Below are 17,258 nucleotides of genomic sequence, written 5' to 3'. Positions count from 1 at the left end.
TCCCATAGAGAGTTCAATTTTATGTTCGCAGCAACTAAGTCAAATCTCAACAGTATTGGAAATAATACTGATTACATAGTTAACGATATAACCGAAGCAGAGTTTGGGCGAAAAGAACTATTGATTGCTGAAACCGAAATGCCAGGTTTAATGGCACTTAGAAAAAAATATGGATCCCAAAAACCATTACAAGGGGCCTACATAGCAGGTAGTCTTCACATGACTATTCAAACAGGAGTCCTGATTGAGACTCTTGTTGAGCTTGGTGCAAAAGTTAGATGGGCTTCGTGTAATATTTTCTCTACTCAAGATCATGCTGCTGCAGCTATAGCAAATTCAGGAGTACCAGTATTTGCTAAGAAGGGAGAAACTTTAGATGAGTACTGGGAATATACACACAAAATTTTTGAATGGAGAGATGGTGAAGCTGCAAATATGATTCTTGACGATGGTGGTGATGCGACTGGGTTGATTATTTTGGGTAGCAAAGCGGAAGAGGATATTTCAGTTCTTGAGAACCCTTCAAATGAAGAGGAAATTGCATTATTTGCCTCTATAAAGAAAAAACTTTCTCAAGATCCTAATTTTTATTCAAAGGCTAAATCCTTTATAAAGGGTGTTACTGAGGAAACTACAACTGGTGTAGCTCGTCTTTACCAGATGGAAAAAAATGGAGAACTTGTTTTCCCCGCAATTAACGTAAATGACTCTGTGACTAAAAGTAAGTTTGATAATCTTTATGGCTGCCGAGAATCCTTGGTGGATGGCATTAAAAGAGCTACAGATGTGATGGTGGCTGGCAAGGTTGCTCTTGTTATGGGGTATGGAGATGTGGGAAAAGGTTCTGCTCAGTCTTTAAGAGGTTTAGGGGCGACAGTTATGATTTCTGAAATAGATCCCATATGTGCTCTTCAAGCTGCAATGGAGGGATTTAGAGTTGTGAGGCTAGATGAAGTGGTAGAAGATGTAGATATTTTTGTTACTGCTACTGGGAATTTTCAAGTTATTCGTCATGAGCATTTGATAAGAATGAAGAATGAATCGATAGTTTGTAATATCGGCCATTTTGATAATGAAATTGAGGTTTCCTCTTTAAAGTCTTATGAGTGGGAAAATATTAAACCTCAAGTTGATCACATCACTTTGCCAAGTGGTAATAAAATAATTCTTTTAGCAGAAGGAAGATTAGTTAATCTTGGATGTGCTACTGGGCATCCTAGTTTTGTTATGAGTAATTCGTTTACTAATCAAGTATTAGCTCAAATCGAATTATTCAAATATGGAGTTAAATATTTGAATAAAGTTTATGTTTTACCAAAACATTTAGATGAAATGGTAGCTATTCTTCATTTAGATAAGATAGGAGCAAAATTAACTAAGTTAACTCAAGAGCAAGCCGAATATATTAATGTTCCAATTGAAGGACCTTACAAGACTGATCAATATCGTTATTAAGTTCATTTAAAAAATTCAAAATAAATGGAAATATCTGAATTTATATCTTCTTTACCAGTATTCATAGGAAATGCAGTTGAGACTAATCAATGGATCGGTTATGGGGCGATCCTGTTAGCAATGTTTTTGGAAAATTTAATTCCACCAATTCCTTCAGAGTTGATTATGCCTCTTGGTGGTTATTATGTTTCTCAAGGTCAATTAGATTTTTTACCAGTTGTTTTATCAGGTTTAATTGGAACTGTTATTGGAGCTTTGCCTTGGTATGGAATTGGTAGATTAGTGAATGAAGAAAGACTTGAGAAATGGCTTGAGAAACATGGGCGTTGGCTTGGAATTAATCCTCAGGAACTTGCTAGGAGTCGTAAATGGTTCAACAGGTATGGAGTTTCTTTAGTGTTTTGGGGAAGATTAGTTCCTGGAATTCGTACTTTGATTTCAGTACCCGCTGGGGTTGAGTTGATGCCCATGACCCCATTTCTGATTTGGACAACTGCAGGAAGCTTGATTTGGACCTTGTTTCTAACAATTACAGGATTTTATTTGGGCGATAATTATGCAAATATCGCAAATTGGATTAGTCCTTTCTCAAGTATCTTTAAGGCAATAATAGTTTTAATTATCTTTGGCGCTTGTATAACTTTAATTTATAAAACTCTCCGTAAACTAATTAAAAATTAAAAAAGATATTTTTAAAATGGAATTTCGTCATTACTTGGCTGCTGATTAAATGAATTATTATTTTGGAAATTACTATTTTCTGAATCTCTTTTGGATCCTAATAATTCAAGACGATCTACTCTAACAACTGGCTTGTTTCTATCCTCTCCAGTATTACGATCTTTCCAGCTATCTAATTTGAAGCTACCAGTTATACCTATTAAAGAGCCTTTTTTAACATAATCGGCTGCGACTTGTGCTTGTTTGCCCCAAATTTCTAAGTTGAACCAATCTGGCTCATCGTTTCGATTTCGTCTATTTACAGCCATTGTTAGATTCGCTACTACAGTTCCAGATTCAAAATATTTAACTTCAGGGTCTCTTCCTGCTCTGCCCACAAGAGTGACTGAATTTATTCCCATCATTACCTCCTCTGTTTACTGGTTGCTAAATAATATATTTATCTTAGTTCAACTCTCTTTATGATGGCTCAAATGATTGAAATTCGTGTTTTTTAACCGTTTTAAATTCTCCCGAGATATTGGGATTGATTTAGGTACAGCAAATACCTTGATTTATGTTTCTGGTAAGGGAATCGTATTGCAAGAACCTTCTGTTGTAGCAATGGATCTAGAAGAGGGAGTTCCTCTCGCCGTAGGCGATGATGCAAAGTTAATGTTAGGGCGAACACCAGGAAATATTCGGGCCGTTAGGCCTCTTAGGGATGGCGTCATAGCGGATTTTGATGCAGCTGAGCAAATGCTTAAGACATTTATTCAAAAATGCAATGAGGGCCGTGGAATTATTGCACCTCGACTAGTTGTTGGTATTCCTAGTGGTGTGACTGGTGTGGAGAGACGAGCAGTTCGTGAAGCTGGTCTTGCGGGAGCGAGAGAGGTTCATTTGATTGATGAACCTGTTGCGGCTGCAATAGGAGCTGCTTTGCCGGTAACAGAGCCAATAGGAACAATGATCGTTGATATTGGCGGGGGTACTACTGAAGTAGCTGTTTTAAGCCTTGGAGGAACAGTTTTAAGTGAATCTGTAAGGGTTGCAGGCGATGAAATTAATGATTCCATCGCAACTTATTTGAAAAAAGTACATAATTTAGTAGTTGGCGAAAGAACAGCTGAAGAGATAAAAATTAAAATCGGATCAGCTTTTCCATCCAATGAATTTGATTTGCAATCAATAGATGTAAGGGGGTTACATTTGCTTTCAGGTTTACCTCGTTCAATCAATTTGAAAGCAGGAGATTTACGTGAAGCCATGTCAGAGCCTTTGAATAAGATTGTTGATGCTGTAAAAAGAACACTCGAGAGAACTCCACCGGAACTGGCTGCAGATATTGTTGATAGGGGAATAATGTTGGCAGGAGGTGGAGCATTAGTGAGAGGAATTAGTGATCTGTTAAGTCATGAAACAGGAATTTTTACTCACGTGGCTGAGGACCCATTGTTATGTGTTGTCAATGGATGTGGGCTTGTTTTAGATGACTTTAAATCAATGCGAAGAGTTTTAGATACGCCTGATTTTGCTAGAAATGTAATTAGAGATTGAACAATGATTACAGCCCGACGGAAAATAGGGTTTCATTTGCTTTTGAAAAGTAGGTTTTGGGTAATATTTTTTTTAGGTGCTTTATTATTTGGTATTCGTTGGACAAAAGGAGCAGGATATTTAGATTTATACACTACTTTGTTGAAACCGATACTACCTGGTACGGCTCAAAGAGAATGGATTAAGGAAGGAGAAAATCTTGAAAGAAATATTCGATTAAAACTACTTGAGGAGGATAATAATCGTTTAAGAAAAGCTCTTTCTTTGCAGGAGTTTAATACTGATAGAAGAATTTCAGCAGCTGTCATATCTCGATCTTCTAGAAATTGGTGGAAACAGCTAGAAATTAATAAGGGCGTAAAAGATGGGGTTTTGAAAGGGCAAACAGTAATTGGTCCAGGAGGCTTGGTTGGTCTCGTTGATAGCACAACTTCATTCACTGCAAGAGTCCGATTGTTGACCGATCCTGGACATCAGATAGGAGCTTGGATCGATCGAACTAAGCGTCATGGAATTTTGACTGGGATGGGTACAAACAGACCAAAATTAATTTTCTTAAATAAAAATAGTTTTGTTGAAATTGGAGACGCTGTAACTACATCTCCAGCAAGTACCTTATTACCCCCAAATTTAACAATTGGAGTTGTTCAGTTTGTTAACGAGAAAGCTTTACCTTCCCCTTATGCAATAGTGCAATTAACTGCATCACCTGAGGCGATAGATTGGGTTCAGATTTTGAAAAATAATGACTAAAAATAATACGAAATTATTAATATTTTTAAATTTATTTTGTTTACCAGCTTTTGTCATTATATCTCCAGATTGTCTTAAAATAAATGGTATAACACCCTGTTGGCCAGTCATTTTTTTATTGCCATTTTCATTAAATAATCCTCCTTTTAGGGCAGCCGTATCCGGAGTTTCGTTGGGGATTTTTATGGATTCTTTTACAATTAGCGATGTTTCTTATATTCCATCTTTGCTTCTTTTATCTGTGGTTTGGAGTACATATGGATTGCATAATAAAAAAATCGAATTATTTCTAAATATTGGTTTGATGGCTATCTTTGGAACTGCCTTTGTAGGTCTTTCGATTTGGGTCCAAAAAATCATTTTATATAGAATCTTACGAAATAATTGGTTTCATTCTTGGTCGATTTATGTATTACTTTCTGAGGTCATAATTACTGGATTAGTTGCCCCATTTCTCTCTTCGTGGCTTCTTCTTGCTTATAAAAAAAACTAATGCAAAAATTTTTTAACCTTTAAAAATAGAATAAATACTTATTTATTAGTGGGGACTCTGTCTTTTAGATTAGTCAAATGGCTTTGAATACCTGACTTGAAGATGATATCGTCAAGTAACAATAAGCCATTTCGACATAAAATTTCGATGGTCCTGTCACTAAGGCAACAGCTAATCTCATGACCTGCATTTTGGTTGTAGATGATGAACCAGCAGTATTGAAAGTCTTGGTCACAAGGCTTAATCTTGCTGGTTATCAAGTTATATCTGCACAGGACGGAGAGCAAGCACTTGAGGTTTTTCACAAAGAAGCACCAGATTTAGTGGTTTTGGATGTCATGCTCCCTAAGATGGATGGCTTTGCAGTTTGTAGAAGAATAAGAGCAGAGTCTTGTGTTCCAATAATATTTTTGACTGCTCTTGAAGCCATTTCAGAAAGAGTTGCAGGTTTAGATTTAGGTGCTGATGATTATCTTGCTAAACCATTTAGCCCAAAAGAGTTAGAGGCCAGAATTGCGACGATTTTGAGAAGAGTAGGACCTGCCCCAACAGTTGATGAGCCAAGAGAGGTTCCATCAGGTCAAGGAGTAATGAAGCTTGGTGATCTTGTTGTAGATACTAATAGAAGACAAGTTAGTAGAGGAGGAGACAGAATAGGTCTCACATATACAGAATTTAGCTTGCTGGAATTATTATTTCGTGATCCTGGCCGTGTTGTGCCTCGAGCAGAAATTTTGGAACAGCTTTGGGGCTACCCTCCAAGAAGAGCGGCTGATTTGAGAGTTGTGGATGTCTACGTAGCTCGTTTAAGAGGAAAGCTTGAACCTGATCCAAGAAACCCAGAGTTAATTTTAACTGTTAGGGGAATTGGCTACGCTTCTCAAAGAATGGGAGAATTTCCTACTGCTATTGCCAGTTAAAGATTATTAGCTCAAAATTGATAGGTTTTTTCACTTTTATCTTGTTTATTCCTGCCGTTTGTATGAATTGCCTTGTCTGAATTAAGAGATACCCGCCTCGAGAAGGCCAAAACACTAAAAAGCCTTGGGCAAGGTCCTTATGGTTTGAATTATCGACCTACTGACTCTGCAGATGTTTTGCAGAAAAAATATGCAGATTTGCCAAATGGCGAAGAAAAAAAAGACGAAGTATCAATCGCAGGGCGTGTGACTTCTAGAAGAGTGATGGGCAAACTTGCTTTTTTTACTCTTGCTGATGAAACAGGAACAGTTCAACTTTTTTTGGAAAAAGCGACTTTAAATCAGAATGAAAATAGTGAAAATTCAAAGAATAATTTTGAAAATATTACCTCTCTTGTTGACTCTGGTGATTGGATAGGGGTCAGTGGAATATTAAGGAGAACTGATAGAGGTGAACTTTCTATAAAGGTTTTCGAATGGTCAATGCTTTCAAAATCTTTGCAGCCTTTACCGGATAAATGGCATGGACTCGCCGATGTAGAGAAGCGCTATCGACAAAGATATTTAGATTTAATTGTGAATCCTCAGTCAAGAAAAACTTTTCGAACAAGGGCTTTATTAGTCAGTTCAATTCGACGATGGTTGGATGAAAAAGATTTTCTTGAAATTGAGACGCCAGTTTTACAATCAGAAGCCGGTGGAGCGGATGCAAGGCCATTCATAACACATCACAACACACTGGATTTGCCTTTGTATTTGAGGATTGCAACGGAATTGCATCTTAAAAGACTTGTGGTAGGTGGATTTCAAAGGGTTTATGAACTTGGAAGGATTTTTAGAAATGAAGGAATTAGCACTAAGCATAATCCTGAATTTACTTCTGTTGAAATTTATGAGGCCTTTGCAGATTATTTCGACATGATGGAATTGACAGAAAAATTACTTTCTTCAGTTTGCGAAAAGATTTGTGGATCCACCAAGATTACTTATCAAGAAAAAGAAATAGATCTGAAGCCTCCTTGGAGAAGAGCAACGATGCATCAATTAGTCCACGAATTCACTGGAATTGATTTTGAATCGCTTGGAGTTAATGTTGAGGATGTCAAAGCAGCAATGCTTCGAGAGGGGCTTCAAGTGCCCGACAAGGCTGACAGTATTGGGAAACTTCTTAATGAAGCTTTTGAGCAAGTAGTGGAGCCTAAGCTGGTTCAACCTACATTTGTTATGGATTACCCCATCGAGATTTCTCCATTAGCTCGAAAACATAGGACGAAGAAAGGTTTAGTTGAAAGGTTTGAACTTTTTATTGTTGGCAGAGAGACAGCTAATGCTTTCAGTGAATTAATTGATCCTATAGATCAAAAAGAACGTTTACTTTTACAGCAGGCTAAAAAAGAAGCAGGTGACCTTGAAGCTCAAAGCTTGGACGAAGATTTTATTAATGCTCTTGAAGTAGGAATGCCTCCAACAGGAGGGCTGGGAATAGGAATAGATAGGTTTGTAATGCTATTAACTGATAGTCCTTCAATAAGAGATGTCATAGCTTTTCCACTTTTAAGGCCCGAATCAAATATAAAACAAACTGGAAAGTGACCCATCACAGTGGATAATAGGCGAGTAAGGATTTTGTACAGATGAGTGGCGAGAGAGTTGGTTTTCGTTTCAAGCATGCAGATGCTGTTGTGAAACGGAATCCCCAAGGGCGTTCAAGACGCGGTTGGGTCATGGAACCTGTTGAGCAAACGACAAGCAGGGGTACAAAAATGCCTGCTTATCGTATTAGATGGAGAGATAGCGAGCGTCCTGAAATTGTTTTGCAACATATGCTTATCGCTGATCCTGACCCAACACCTCCACCTGAAAATGTTAGCTTGGATGTAAATTAATAATTAATCATTAAATTATTAATTTTCTGAAAAAAATTAGTAAAAAGTATTTTAATATTTTTTATTTTAAAAACGCTTTAGAGCATTAGCAACGTCTCTTTTTGAGTCATTAACTTTCTCTCTATCCCTTTTGTCATGTAATTTTCTGCCTTTCCCAACTCCAATTTTTAATTTAATCCATGAGCCTTTCAGATAGAGACTTAGAGGTATTAATGTTAAACCTTTTCTATCTATACTTATTTTTAACTTCTCGATTTCTTTTCGGTGTGCAAGAAGCTTTTTAATTCTTAGAGGTTCATGATTGAAAAATTTACCGGCATGATTATGAGGTGAAATATGAACATTATGAAGTTGAATTTGATTTTGTTTAATTAAACAAAACCCATCTTTTAAGTTAACTTTTCCTGCTCTTATAGATTTAACTTCGGTTCCAAGAAGCTCCAAGCCAGTTTCAAGTGTTTCTAGGATTTCATATTCATACCTCGCTTGTCGATTGTCAGCTAAGCGACGATTTCCATCAACTGAGGAATTTTTTTTGGACTTTTTCTTTCCTTTTTTGCTCATTCTTCTATTTACCTCCATTTTTGTTGAGATGCCACTACCCTTCGGTAATGGCAATTTTGTCTTCAATTACTAATCATTCGCCTCTTCCTAATGATAAAGGAGAGGAAAGATTGGTTGGCTCCACTCTTTTAAAGGAGGAACTGAAGTCATCTAAGCAAGATTCACTTAGGCCTAAATCTTTTGATGAATTCGTAGGTCAATCTGAGTTAAAGAAAGTTCTTGAAATTTCAGTTAAAGCATCATTGACAAGAGGAGAAGCACTTGACCATTTAATGCTTTATGGGCCGCCTGGATTGGGAAAAACAACTATGGCTTTGGTTATTGCTGAGGAGTTAGGTGTTAAATCTAGAGTTACAAGTGCGCCTGCACTTGAACGTCCAAGGGATATTGTTGGATTATTGATCAATATGCAGCCACGTGAATTAATTTTTGTTGATGAGATTCACAGGCTTAATCGAATATCACAGGAACTTTTGTATCCAGCGATGGAAGATAGAAGGCTGGATTTAACTGTAGGGAAAGGCACTTCCTCGAGAATGCGATCAATCGAAATCCCTCCCTTTACCTTGGTTGGTGCTACAACAAAGCCAGCAGCGTTGAGCTCCCCTATGCGAGATCGCTTTGGAATAACTCAGCGACTAGACTTTTATAATTATTTGGAACTTGAAAACATAATTAAAAGATCTGCGAATCTTATTAATTTATCGATTTCAGAAGATGCATCTCATCAATTAGCAAAAAGAAGTCGAGGTACTCCTCGAATTGCAAATAGGCTCATACGAAGAGTTAGAGATTTTGCAGAAGTTCATTCTTCCTCAAAAATGATTGATGTTCAAATTGTTAATGATGCTCTTGATCTACATCGTGTAGATGAAAGAGGTTTAGATGCAACAGATAGAAATTATTTAGGCTTGTTAGTTAATCAATATCAAGGTGGTCCAGTAGGACTTGAAACTTTGGCTGCTGCGCTTGGAGAAGATTCAACCACTCTAGAAACTGTAGTTGAGCCTTATTTAATGCAAATTGGTTTTTTACAAAGAACTGCCAGAGGAAGGGTTGTTACTCCAGCAGCTGAAAAACACTATCTTCTAACTTCATCAACAAGAAAAGATAAATGATAAACATAAAAATTTTTCAAGCTTTACTTCTACTTTCACTTATTTTTGTGCCATTTCAGTCCGAAGCCAAGAATCTTCCTAAATTTTTATTCGAGAAAGCTCTTCAAGAAAGTAATGATGGTGATTTTATTCAAGCTGAAAAAGATTGGAGCTTTTACTTGAAGGAGAATCCAAATGATGCCGCTGCATTAAGTAATAGAGGCAATATTCGTCTTGCTCTTGGTGATCCTCAGGGGGCTATAAGAGATCAAACTATGGCCATTGAAATTTCACCTGAAGATTTAGATCCTTATTTGAATAGAGGCATTGCTGAAGAAGCTTTACAGCGTTGGGATGACGCCAGTAAAGATTATAAATACGTTTTAAATAAGAATCCTAAAGATGTTTCAGCTTTATATAACTTAGGTAATGTCATGGGCTCCATGGATAATTGGATTGAAGCGAAGAAATTCTTTTCTCAAGCTGCCTCGTCAAATAATGCTATAGCTATGGCTAGATCGAGTGAGGCGCTTGCCATTTATCAATTGGGTGATATTGAACTCGCTGAAAAGAAAATCAGAATATTAATTCGTAAATATCCTTTATTTGCAGATGCGAGAGCAGCATTAAGTGCGCTTCTATGGTCTAAGGGCTTCTTAGGTGAAGCCGAAAGTAATTGGGCTGCCGCTGCTGGACTAGATATTCGGTACCGTGATAAGGACTGGTTATTGAATGTTCGCCGATGGCCTCCAAAACCTACAAATGATTTGATTGCATTTCTTGCATTGGAGGATAGATGAAAGATTTAGGAAAAAAAATCGAGGCTTTAACTAAGGATATACTGCCTGATTTGATTCAATTACGTCGTCATCTTCATGCCCATCCAGAACTAAGCGGTCAGGAATATCAAACTGCTGCTCTTGTCGCCGGGGAGCTTAGAAAATCAGGTTGGGAAGTAAAAGAAGCAGTAGGTAAAACGGGAGTGGTAGCTGAAATGGGGAATAAAAGCGGACCTGTTTTTGGCTTACGAGTTGATATGGATGCTTTGCCAATCGAGGAGAGAACAGGATTACATTATTCTTCCTCAATTCAAGGTTTGATGCACGCATGTGGACATGATCTACATACTTGTATCGGTTTGGGAGTGGCTAAAGTCTTAGCAAAAAACAAATTTACAAACTCTCGAATACGAATCATTTTTCAGCCTGCTGAAGAAATTGCTAAAGGTGCAAATTGGATGAGAGCTGAAAAGGTTCTTGAGGGAGTTCAAGCTCTTTTTGGTGTGCATGTTTATCCAGATTTGTCAGTTGGTAAGATTGGAATCAGAAGTGGTACTTTTACAGCTGCCGCGGCTGAATTAGAAATAGATATTGTTGGTAATGGAGGGCATGGAGCTAGACCACATGAAGGTATTGATTCAATTTGGATTTCTGCAAAAGTTATTAGTGGACTTCAAGAGGCTATTAGTAGGCGTTTAGATGCTCTTAAACCAGTGGTTATTAGCTTTGGGAAAATTTCAGGAGGAAATGCTTTTAATGTTATTGCTGAGAAGGTTAAGCTTCTCGGCACAGTAAGGTGTCTTGATAAAAATCTGTATGAAACATTGCCTCAATGGATTGAGAAAATTGTACAAAACATAGCATCTAATTACGGAGGTCAAGCTAAAATAAATTTCAAGTCGATAGCGCCTCCCGTTTATAACGATCCAAAGTTGACTAGTTTGTTATCTAACTGTGCGAAGAATTTTATGGATGAAAAAAATATTGTTTATTTAGACAACCCGTCATTAGGTGCTGAAGATTTTGCTTTCTTCTTGCAAGATGTTCCGGGGACAATGTTTAGATTAGGAGTCGCTGGAGATCAAGGTTGTGCTCCATTGCACAGTGGACATTTCTCTTTAGATGAAAGAAGCCTCCAATTAGGAATAAACATTTTGTCTCAAACATTAGTTATTGCATCGACAACTCTCTAATAGATCTATTCGCTAAATTTTATGAACAGATTGGGTAACCCATTAATCTCAATATCAGCACCTCTGCTAATTCTATTGGCAATTACAGGCTTTTTTCATAGAGAGGGCAAAGATAGAATCCAAGCCTTACCTGCTTTAGTTGTTGGAGGTGGATTGGTTTTGACTGGAGCGGTTAGAAGATTTAGGCGTCGAAGAATGTTGTTTCTAGAGATAAAAAAAGATATGAATGATCAAAATCTTTAATCCTAAAATTTTTATCTATAAAAACTTTAGGATTTAGTTGTGGATTTCGAGCTAATTTGTATTTATCACTAGGGGTGCCATATCGCTTTGCTATATGGCTGAGATCACACCCTCTGAACTTGATCTGGTTTAAACCAGTGTAAGGAAAGTGAAATCTTGTGATCTTTAATTATATTGCTCCTTTTTTATTCAATAGCTTTTTAGTTCATGCGGAATTTATGGGTGGCTTCTAGAAAAGGTAAAACAAATGTTTCTCAGATGCATTTTGCTCGCAAAGGCGAAATTACTGAAGAAATGAGTTACGTAGCTAAGCGTGAAAATCTTCCTGAGACTCTAGTTATGGAAGAGGTTGCGCGAGGTCGAATGATTATTCCTGCAAATATTAACCATACGAATTTAGAACCGATGGCAATAGGTATTGCTTCATCGTGCAAAGTCAATGCAAATATTGGAGCTTCGCCTAATGCAAGCGATATTAGTGAAGAATTAAAGAAACTTGAACTTGCAGTAAAATATGGAGCGGATACTCTTATGGATCTCTCTACTGGAGGGGTTAATTTAGATGAGGTAAGGACTGCAATTATTAACGCTTCCCCTATCCCGATTGGGACAGTTCCTGTTTATCAAGCTTTAGAAAGTGTTCATGGTTCTATTTCAAGGCTGACTGAAGATGATTTTTTACACATCATAGAAAAGCATTGTCAGCAAGGAGTTGATTATCAAACTATTCATGCAGGCTTATTGATTGAGCATTTACCCAAGGTTAAAGGTCGTATCACTGGAATAGTAAGTCGTGGCGGAGGGATTCTTGCTCAATGGATGCTTTATCACTACAAGCAAAATCCTTTGTTTACTCGTTTCGATGATATTTGCGAAATATTTAAACGCTATGACTGCACTTTTTCTTTGGGTGATTCTTTAAGGCCTGGATGCCTGCATGATGCATCAGATGAAGCTCAACTCGCTGAGTTGAAAACTCTTGGTGAATTGACTAGACGAGCTTGGAAACATGATGTTCAAGTTATGGTCGAGGGACCTGGTCATGTACCTATGGATCAAATTGAATTTAATGTTAGGAAGCAAATGGAGGAGTGTTCAGAGGCGCCATTCTATGTTCTAGGTCCTTTGGTAACAGATATATCTCCTGGTTATGATCACATTTCAAGTGCTATTGGGGCCGCAATGGCAGGTTGGTATGGTACCGCGATGCTGTGTTACGTAACACCTAAGGAACATCTTGGGTTGCCAAATCCTGAGGATGTTAGAGAAGGTTTGATTGCTTATAAAATTGCAGCTCATGCTGCAGATGTTGCAAGACATAGATCAGGAGCTCGTGATCGTGATGATGAATTAAGTAAAGCCAGGAAGGAATTTGACTGGAACAAACAGTTTGAATTGTCCTTGGATCCAGAGAGGGCTAAGCAATATCATGACGAAACCTTACCTGAAGAAATTTTCAAAAAAGCAGAGTTTTGTTCAATGTGTGGACCTAATCATTGTCCAATGAATACAAAAATAACAGATGAAGATCTTGATAAATTAAAAGATCAAATACAGTCAAAAGGGGCAGCTGAACTATCTCCAGTAAAGTTAAACAAAGAAAATTAGTTCTTTGTTTAACTTTTTTTGTTTGATTAGATTAACTAATTTTAATTAAAAGATTGATCTTATTTGTTAAGGAGATTTCTGCATTTTTCTAGAACGTTGTCTACTGTAAATCCAAATTTTTCCATACATAATCCACCTGGAGCAGATGCTCCGAAGCTATTCATTGTTACGGTGTCACCATCCAGGCCAATATATTTGTGCCATCCGAAGCTCTCTGCAGCTTCAACTACTATGCGTTTTCTGATGTTAGTAGGTAAAACTTCTTCTTTATAACTTTCGCTTTGTTCTTCAAAAAGTTCAACGCATGGCATAGAAACTACACGCACTTTTTTCCCTTCTGTGGTTAGCTTTTTCGCTGCTTGTACGCATAAATCGAGCTCAGTTCCTGTCCCAATAAGTATTAGTTCAGGCGTACCATTGCACTCTTCAAGTATGTATCCACCTAAAGCAACTTTATCTACTGATGAATTTTGTTGATTGGCCATACCTTGCCTACTTAGGCACAAAGAACTTGGTCTCTTACGATTTTTAATTGCAACTTTATAAGCGCCGCTGGTTTCATTGCCATCTCCTGGACGGAAAACCATCATATTTGGCATTGCTCTTAATGATGGAATGGTTTCTATGGGTTGATGTGTTGGGCCATCTTCACCAACACCTATAGAATCATGGGTTAAAACATAAATAACCCCAAGCTCACTAAGAGCTGAAAGACGCATTGATCCTCTCATATAGTCTGCGAATACTAAGAATGTTCCACCGTAGGGAATTAAACCACTATCGTGATAAGCAATACCATTCAATATGGCTGCCATGGCATGTTCTCTTACACCAAAATGTAAATAACGTTTTTCAGGACTGTCATATTGGAAAGATCCAGTTTCACCTTTTATATCTGTGTAATTTGAGTGTGTTAAATCAGCAGAACCTCCTATTAGTTCAGGAATGTTAGGACCAAGGGCACCTAGACATATTTGAGAATGTTTTCTAGTGGCAACTCCTTGATCATCTGCTGAATAAGTTGGTAAATCTTTATCCCAACCCTCAGGTAGTTCGCCTCTCAACATACGCTCAAATTGAGATGCTTCATTAGGATATTTTTCTTTATATTTAGTAAGGGTTTGATTCCACTCCTCTTCAAGTTGTGCTCCTTTTTGAATGGCTTGTCGATATTGATCGTATGCATCTTGGGGAACCTCGAAAGGTTTGTAAGGCCAGCCCAGTTGTTTTCTTGTTAGTTCCGCTTCTTCTTCACCTAAAGGGGCGCCATGAATACCTGCGGTATCACTTTTATTGGGTGAACCGTACCCAATCGTTGTAGTTACTTTGATTATGGATGGCTTATCTGTGACAGCCTTGGCATTTTCAATAGCTTTAGATATCCCTTCTACGTCTGTATTTCCCTCAGGAATTTCTTGTACATGCCATCCATATGCTTCATATCTTTTTAATACATCCTCAGTAAATGAGACGTCAGTTCTTCCATCAATAGTGATGTGATTGTCATCATATAAAGCTATTAATTTTCCAAGTTTTAAATGACCAGCAAGAGAACAGGCTTCGGAAGATATTCCCTCTTGATTGCATCCATCTCCCATGATCACATAGGTGTAATGGTCTACAACTGTTGAATCAGGCTTATTGAATTTTGCAGACAAATGTGCTTCCGCAATAGCTAGTCCAACTGCATTTGAAATTCCTGCTCCCAAAGGTCCCGCAGTTACTTCAACACCAGGAGTTTCGAAGGTTTCTGGATGACCTGGAGTTTTAGCCCCCCATTGTCTAAATTCTTTTATATCTTCAATGGAGACAGACTCATAACCAGTTAAATGGAGAAGAGCATACAAAAGCATGCATCCATGTCCTGCTGAAAGAACAAATCTGTCGCGATTAAACCATTTTGGGTTTTTTGGATTATGACGCAAGTGCTTGTCCCACAATGCATAACCCATTGGTGCACAACCCATAGGGAGTCCAGGGTGACCACTTTTGGATTTATTAATTGCATCAACAGCGAGCATCCTGATGCTATTTATGCAAAGTGTGTCTAAGGAAGTAGTCAAGGCAACCATTTTGAATTAGTGAGTGGTGGAAAAGAAATTTAAGTGGAAAGTGAAAATGAAATTGATTAGATCATTTGTCGAAAAGCTAGACAGACATTATGACCGCCAAATCCGAATGAGTTGGATAGTACGACGTTTAATTTCTTCTCTCTTGCTTTGTTGGGCACATAATCAAGATCACAATTTGGGTCTGGATTGGAGTAATTAATTGTTGGCGGAATTATTTCATGTTTTATTGCCAGAGCACAAGCAACAGCTTCTATTCCTCCAGAACCTCCTAATAGGTGGCCTGTCATTGATTTCGTTGAGCTTATAGGCACTTGATACGCATGATTTCCTAAAGCGCTTTTTATCGCAGATGTTTCATTACTGTCATTGGCTGGAGTGCTAGTCCCATGAGCATTAATGTAATCGACTTCTTCTGGATTGATTTGTCCATCAATTAATGCAAGTTTCATAGCTTCTGCACCTCCTACTCCTCCTGGAGTAGGAGAAGTAATGTGATGGGCATCACATGTGGTCCCATAACCAATAATTTCTGCATGAATTGTTGCGTCTCTTTTTAATGCATGGTCAAGAGTTTCTAAAATTAACACTCCTGCGCCTTCTCCAATTACGAATCCATCTCTTTGAGAATCAAAGGGTCTACTAGCTGTACTTGGATCATCATTTCTGAAAGATAGTGCCTTGGCACTAGCAAAGCCTGCGACCCCTAAAGGAGTGATACTTGCTTCCGCTCCACCACAAACCATTGCATCTGCTTTTCCTAGTTGTAGCAGCCTGAATGCATCACCAATGGCATTTGAACCCGCTGCACAAGCAGTTGAAACAGCTGAACTTGGACCTTTAGCGCCCAGTGCAATTGCCGCTAGTCCAGTAGCCATGTTGGGAATCATCATGGGAACAGTGAATGGACTAACGCGACTAGCTCCTTTGTTGTCTAAAACATGAGCTTGGGTTTCCATAGTCAGCAATCCGCCAACTCCAGAGCCAATAATTACTCCAATTCTTCCAGCATTGGAGCTGTTAATTACTAGCCCTGAATGATTCAGAGCTTCTTTTGCTGCAATGACTCCAAATTTTGAGAAACGATCCCACCTCTTGGATTCTTTTGGCTCTAACTTGCCGGTAGGGTCAAAACTTTTAACCTCTGCTGAAAATCTGCAAGCATGGGATGAGGCGTCAAAGAGTGTTGTTTTATCCACCCCGTTCCTCCCGGATTTAAGTCCTTGGAGGTAACTTTCGAGGTCATTACCAATTGGAGTAATGGCACCAAGACCTGTAATAACAACTCGATGGAGTTTCTCCATCATTTGAACCTCAAGACTGTTTTTCTTCGATGTATTTGACTGCATCCCCGACAGTGGCAATGCCTTCCGCAGCCTCGTCGGGGATTTCTATGTCAAATTCCTCTTCAAGAGCCATTACTAATTCGACAGTGTCGAGAGAGTCAGCTCCGAGGTCGTTTTGGAAATTTGAATCCGGTTTTACTTCACCGGCTTCAACGCTCAATTGTTCCGCAACAATAGAGCGAACTTTTTCAAGGATTGCTTCCTGGGACATAACCTTCTTAGACCTGACTTCCAATACTACGGGTTAGAGTGTCGAGTTAACAAAAGTGACGGCATTGCAACTATTTTTTTTTATGTAGCGAAACGTAGGTATAGTTTTATACATCAAGGAAATATGGGTTGGTAATTTGTCACACGCCGTCAAAATCTATGACACCTGTATTGGCTGCACCCAATGCGTAAGGGCTTGTCCACTGGATGTTCTTGAAATGGTTCCATGGGATGGCTGCAAAGCTTCTCAGATAGCATCATCTCCAAGAACTGAAGATTGTGTTGGATGTAAGCGGTGTGAAACTGCTTGCCCAACAGATTTTCTCAGTATTAGGGTCTATCTGGGTGATGAAACAACTAGAAGTATGGGTTTGGCTTACTAAAAAGTTAGTATTTTTCTTAAAGAAGGTTTATTTTATATA

General features: G+C 38.2%; 19 protein-coding genes and 1 riboswitch. Of the genes, 14 read left to right on the top strand and 5 right to left on the bottom strand.

Annotation, left to right across the window (positions count from 1 at the left end; genetic code table 11):
• The first annotated feature begins 21 nt into the window (after nucleotides 1-21).
• A complete protein-coding gene (ahcY, locus tag O5640_RS06975) occupies nucleotides 22-1,455 on the top strand; it encodes an adenosylhomocysteinase (protein ID WP_269611658.1) in 1,434 nt (477 codons plus the stop codon).
• A 24-nt stretch (nucleotides 1,456-1,479) separates the two neighbouring features.
• A complete protein-coding gene (locus O5640_RS06970; RefSeq protein WP_269611657.1) occupies nucleotides 1,480-2,136 on the top strand; it encodes a DedA family protein in 657 nt (218 codons plus the stop codon).
• Nucleotides 2,137-2,147: 11 nt separating this feature from the next.
• On the opposite strand, the gene O5640_RS06965 is transcribed toward O5640_RS06970, so the two are convergent.
• On the bottom strand, nucleotides 2,148-2,537 hold the full coding sequence (locus O5640_RS06965) for a single-stranded DNA-binding protein (protein ID WP_269613820.1): 390 nt from the start codon (nucleotides 2,535-2,537) through the stop codon (nucleotides 2,148-2,150).
• Nucleotides 2,538-2,622: 85 nt separating this feature from the next.
• Here O5640_RS06965 and O5640_RS06960 point away from each other — a divergent pair, with 85 nt between their 5' ends.
• From O5640_RS06960 to O5640_RS06935, 6 genes are all read left to right on the top strand, one after another.
• Entirely contained in the window at nucleotides 2,623-3,675 is a 1,053-nt protein-coding gene (locus O5640_RS06960; protein ID WP_269611656.1) for a rod shape-determining protein, read from the top strand.
• Nucleotides 3,676-3,678: 3 nt separating this feature from the next.
• Nucleotides 3,679-4,428 carry a rod shape-determining protein MreC gene (gene mreC, locus O5640_RS06955; protein ID WP_269611655.1) on the top strand — a complete coding sequence of 250 codons (750 nt, stop codon included), beginning with the start codon at nucleotides 3,679-3,681 and terminating at the stop codon, nucleotides 4,426-4,428.
• A 184-nt stretch (nucleotides 4,429-4,612) separates the two neighbouring features.
• Nucleotides 4,613-4,921: a hypothetical protein gene (locus O5640_RS06950; protein ID WP_269611654.1), complete on the top strand. Its 309-nt coding sequence runs from the start codon at nucleotides 4,613-4,615 to the stop codon at nucleotides 4,919-4,921.
• A 179-nt stretch (nucleotides 4,922-5,100) separates the two neighbouring features.
• Complete coding sequence (gene rpaB / locus O5640_RS06945) at nucleotides 5,101-5,841, top strand: response regulator transcription factor RpaB (protein ID WP_269611652.1); 741 nt, start codon at nucleotides 5,101-5,103, stop codon at nucleotides 5,839-5,841.
• A 72-nt stretch (nucleotides 5,842-5,913) separates the two neighbouring features.
• A complete protein-coding gene (gene lysS / locus O5640_RS06940; protein WP_269611651.1) occupies nucleotides 5,914-7,434 on the top strand; it encodes a lysine--tRNA ligase in 1,521 nt (506 codons plus the stop codon).
• Nucleotides 7,435-7,475: 41 nt separating this feature from the next.
• Nucleotides 7,476-7,727, top strand: a complete 252-nt coding sequence (locus tag O5640_RS06935; RefSeq protein WP_269609046.1) for a hypothetical protein — start codon at nucleotides 7,476-7,478, stop codon at nucleotides 7,725-7,727.
• Between the two features lie 66 nt (nucleotides 7,728-7,793).
• Here O5640_RS06935 and smpB read toward each other — a convergent pair whose 3' ends face one another.
• Nucleotides 7,794-8,291, bottom strand: a complete 498-nt coding sequence (smpB, locus tag O5640_RS06930; RefSeq protein WP_269613819.1) for an SsrA-binding protein SmpB — start codon at nucleotides 8,289-8,291, stop codon at nucleotides 7,794-7,796.
• Nucleotides 8,292-8,338: 47 nt separating this feature from the next.
• Here smpB and ruvB point away from each other — a divergent pair, with 47 nt between their 5' ends.
• The 5 genes from ruvB (at nucleotide 8,339) to thiC (ending at nucleotide 13,211) form a co-directional block, all read left to right on the top strand.
• A complete protein-coding gene (gene ruvB / locus O5640_RS06925; protein ID WP_269611650.1) occupies nucleotides 8,339-9,409 on the top strand; it encodes a Holliday junction branch migration DNA helicase RuvB in 1,071 nt (356 codons plus the stop codon).
• The gene (locus O5640_RS06920; protein ID WP_269611649.1) at nucleotides 9,406-10,188 is read left to right on the top strand and encodes a tetratricopeptide repeat protein; all 783 of its coding nucleotides are present in this window, start codon (nucleotides 9,406-9,408) and stop codon (nucleotides 10,186-10,188) included. The genes ruvB and O5640_RS06920 overlap by 4 nt, the downstream gene beginning before the upstream one ends.
• The gene (locus O5640_RS06915) at nucleotides 10,185-11,360 is read left to right on the top strand and encodes an amidohydrolase (RefSeq protein WP_269611648.1); all 1,176 of its coding nucleotides are present in this window, start codon (nucleotides 10,185-10,187) and stop codon (nucleotides 11,358-11,360) included. The genes O5640_RS06920 and O5640_RS06915 overlap by 4 nt, the downstream gene beginning before the upstream one ends.
• A gap of 21 nt (nucleotides 11,361-11,381) precedes the next feature.
• Complete coding sequence (locus O5640_RS06910) at nucleotides 11,382-11,603, top strand: DUF3188 domain-containing protein (RefSeq protein ID WP_269611647.1); 222 nt, start codon at nucleotides 11,382-11,384, stop codon at nucleotides 11,601-11,603.
• A 60-nt stretch (nucleotides 11,604-11,663) separates the two neighbouring features.
• Nucleotides 11,664-11,767: riboswitch (TPP riboswitch) on the top strand.
• Nucleotides 11,768-11,810: 43 nt separating this feature from the next.
• Entirely contained in the window at nucleotides 11,811-13,211 is a 1,401-nt protein-coding gene (gene thiC / locus O5640_RS06905; RefSeq protein WP_269611646.1) for a phosphomethylpyrimidine synthase ThiC, read from the top strand.
• A 59-nt stretch (nucleotides 13,212-13,270) separates the two neighbouring features.
• Here the strand turns inward: thiC and tkt are convergent, their stop codons facing one another.
• The 3 genes from tkt to acpP are packed head-to-tail and all read right to left on the bottom strand — an operon-like array spanning nucleotide 13,271 to nucleotide 16,837.
• The gene (tkt, locus tag O5640_RS06900) at nucleotides 13,271-15,283 is read right to left on the bottom strand and encodes a transketolase (protein WP_269611645.1); all 2,013 of its coding nucleotides are present in this window, start codon (nucleotides 15,281-15,283) and stop codon (nucleotides 13,271-13,273) included.
• Between the two features lie 56 nt (nucleotides 15,284-15,339).
• Nucleotides 15,340-16,587 (bottom strand): beta-ketoacyl-ACP synthase II, encoded by a 1,248-nt coding sequence (gene fabF, locus O5640_RS06895; RefSeq protein ID WP_269611644.1) that lies wholly within the window; start codon nucleotides 16,585-16,587, stop codon nucleotides 15,340-15,342.
• Nucleotides 16,588-16,594: 7 nt separating this feature from the next.
• The gene (gene acpP / locus O5640_RS06890) at nucleotides 16,595-16,837 is read right to left on the bottom strand and encodes an acyl carrier protein (protein WP_269611643.1); all 243 of its coding nucleotides are present in this window, start codon (nucleotides 16,835-16,837) and stop codon (nucleotides 16,595-16,597) included.
• Between the two features lie 136 nt (nucleotides 16,838-16,973).
• Between acpP and psaC the strand changes: the two genes are divergently transcribed.
• Entirely contained in the window at nucleotides 16,974-17,219 is a 246-nt protein-coding gene (psaC, locus tag O5640_RS06885; RefSeq protein ID WP_011295528.1) for a photosystem I iron-sulfur center protein PsaC, read from the top strand.
• The last annotated feature ends 39 nt before the right edge of the window (nucleotides 17,220-17,258 follow it).

Source organism: Prochlorococcus marinus str. MIT 0912, from assembly GCF_027359595.1.
Lineage (GTDB): Bacteria > Cyanobacteriota > Cyanobacteriia > PCC-6307 > Cyanobiaceae > Prochlorococcus_B > Prochlorococcus_B marinus_C.
The sequence above is the reverse complement of the archived record's forward strand: the minus strand, read 5'-3'. Positions and strand labels throughout refer to the sequence as shown.

What these genes read in the sequence shown, in the direction of transcription:
- smpB (WP_269613819.1), bottom strand. Translation starts at nt 8,291, where the DNA reads ATGAGCAAAAAAGGAAAGAAAAAGTCCAAAAAAAATTCCTCAGTTGAT.
- O5640_RS06920 (WP_269611649.1), top strand. Translation starts at nt 9,406, where the DNA reads ATGATAAACATAAAAATTTTTCAAGCTTTACTTCTACTTTCACTTATT.
- O5640_RS06935 (WP_269609046.1), top strand. Translation starts at nt 7,476, where the DNA reads ATGAGTGGCGAGAGAGTTGGTTTTCGTTTCAAGCATGCAGATGCTGTT.
- O5640_RS06950 (WP_269611654.1), top strand. Translation starts at nt 4,613, where the DNA reads ATGGATTCTTTTACAATTAGCGATGTTTCTTATATTCCATCTTTGCTT.
- ahcY (WP_269611658.1), top strand. Translation starts at nt 22, where the DNA reads ATGTTCGCAGCAACTAAGTCAAATCTCAACAGTATTGGAAATAATACT.
- tkt (WP_269611645.1), bottom strand. Translation starts at nt 15,283, where the DNA reads ATGGTTGCCTTGACTACTTCCTTAGACACACTTTGCATAAATAGCATC.
- fabF (WP_269611644.1), bottom strand. Translation starts at nt 16,587, where the DNA reads ATGATGGAGAAACTCCATCGAGTTGTTATTACAGGTCTTGGTGCCATT.
- O5640_RS06910 (WP_269611647.1), top strand. Translation starts at nt 11,382, where the DNA reads ATGAACAGATTGGGTAACCCATTAATCTCAATATCAGCACCTCTGCTA.
- O5640_RS06965 (WP_269613820.1), bottom strand. Translation starts at nt 2,537, where the DNA reads ATGGGAATAAATTCAGTCACTCTTGTGGGCAGAGCAGGAAGAGACCCT.
- ruvB (WP_269611650.1), top strand. Translation starts at nt 8,339, where the DNA reads ATGGCAATTTTGTCTTCAATTACTAATCATTCGCCTCTTCCTAATGAT.
- thiC (WP_269611646.1), top strand. Translation starts at nt 11,811, where the DNA reads ATGCGGAATTTATGGGTGGCTTCTAGAAAAGGTAAAACAAATGTTTCT.
- acpP (WP_269611643.1), bottom strand. Translation starts at nt 16,837, where the DNA reads ATGTCCCAGGAAGCAATCCTTGAAAAAGTTCGCTCTATTGTTGCGGAA.
- mreC (WP_269611655.1), top strand. Translation starts at nt 3,679, where the DNA reads ATGATTACAGCCCGACGGAAAATAGGGTTTCATTTGCTTTTGAAAAGT.
- O5640_RS06915 (WP_269611648.1), top strand. Translation starts at nt 10,185, where the DNA reads ATGAAAGATTTAGGAAAAAAAATCGAGGCTTTAACTAAGGATATACTG.
- rpaB (WP_269611652.1), top strand. Translation starts at nt 5,101, where the DNA reads ATGACCTGCATTTTGGTTGTAGATGATGAACCAGCAGTATTGAAAGTC.
- O5640_RS06970 (WP_269611657.1), top strand. Translation starts at nt 1,480, where the DNA reads ATGGAAATATCTGAATTTATATCTTCTTTACCAGTATTCATAGGAAAT.